The sequence below is a fragment of the Cedecea sp. NFIX57 genome (assembly GCF_900177785.1).
Taxonomy (GTDB): domain Bacteria; phylum Pseudomonadota; class Gammaproteobacteria; order Enterobacterales; family Enterobacteriaceae; genus Cedecea; species Cedecea neteri_C.
Genome location: NZ_FXAS01000129.1, coordinates 1 through 1,232, shown reverse-complemented (window position 1 = coordinate 1,232; position 1,232 = coordinate 1). Strand labels below are relative to the sequence as shown.

The 1,232-nt window shown below is 61.4% G+C and carries 1 protein-coding gene; it reads left to right on the top strand.

Going from position 1 to position 1,232, the window contains the following annotated elements:
* A partial coding sequence (locus B9Y90_RS26225; protein ID WP_254902780.1) for a phage protease occupies window positions 1-1,170 on the top strand: 1,170 nt, incomplete at its 5' end.
* Window positions 1,171-1,232: the final 62 nt, after the last annotated feature.

Genomic DNA, 1,232 nt, shown 5'->3' with positions numbered 1-1,232 from the left:
TGTTTGCGCCTCCTGGCGGGCGTTACCCTGCCTGCAGAACACAACTCAGGGACACGACCTTCCATGTGGAAATTTGCCACCGCCTCGCTGGCCACCATCGATAAAGCGAACACCGCCCGTGTGCAGCTGTTCCCGGCGGGCTGGTTTGGCCCGGCCAATGGCAGCCAGCGCTGGTATCTGGATGCGGCGCTTGCGCAAAAGCTGATTGATGTAGCCGCCAGTCGGACAAATGACTACGCGTTTGACTATGAGCACCAGTCAATCAACGCCCCGAGCGCCAGCGGTCCTGTCCCGGCCTCCGGGTGGTTCAGGAACCTCACGTGGGTGGAAGGTGAAGGCCTTTTTGCCGACGTCAAGTGGACGACACGTGCGGCCTCACTTATCCAGGCGGATGAGTATCGCTATGTGTCCCCCACCTTTCGCTATGACGAGCAGGGGTATGTCCGGGAGCTGGTCAATGCCGCGCTCACAAACACGCCGGTGCTGGACGGCATGATGCCTGTCGCGGCCGCATCCCTGATGTTTTTTGATAACGGAGAGAAACCGATGAACGAGAACCTGCGCCTTGCGCTCTGCGCCATCTTTGGCCTCGGTGATAAAGGCGATGAGAACGCCATTCTGGCTGCCATTGCGGCATTGCAGGACGGCGAGATGAAGGCGACGAACTGCGCCAGCCTCAGCGCGATGATTGAGGCTCACAAGGCCCTGCTGCTGCAGAAAGACCAGGCCATCCAGGACGGTCAGACGCAGATTGCGGCGCTGTCCGTGGCGGCGGGGAATAACAAACCGGACCCGACAAAGTATGTGCCGGTGGCCGTGGTGGATGACCTGCGCACGAAGCTTGCCGCGCTGTCCACCCAGTTTCAGGGTGACCGCGTGGACAAGCTGCTGACGGCGGCGCTCAGCGACGGGCGCGTGTTCCAGGGGGCGGATGAGGACAATCTGCGCGAGCTGGGTAACAAGGATTTTGCCCTGCTGGAGAAGATGGTAGCCGCCCGTCAGCCGGTGGCGGCACTCTCCCGCATGCAGAGTCAGGGCCTGAACCTCGACGATAAAGGCAACGCCACCCTGAGCGGCGATGCAATGGCGATCTGCAGCCAGTTTGCAGGTCTGGATGAGAAGGCATTTGCCGGAGAGCTGGCGAAGGAGCTGAACCATGGCGCTGACTGAAGAGCAAAAAGCTGATTTTGACGCCCCGTACCGCGACGGCGAGCTGACCCCCATCCCGGTGG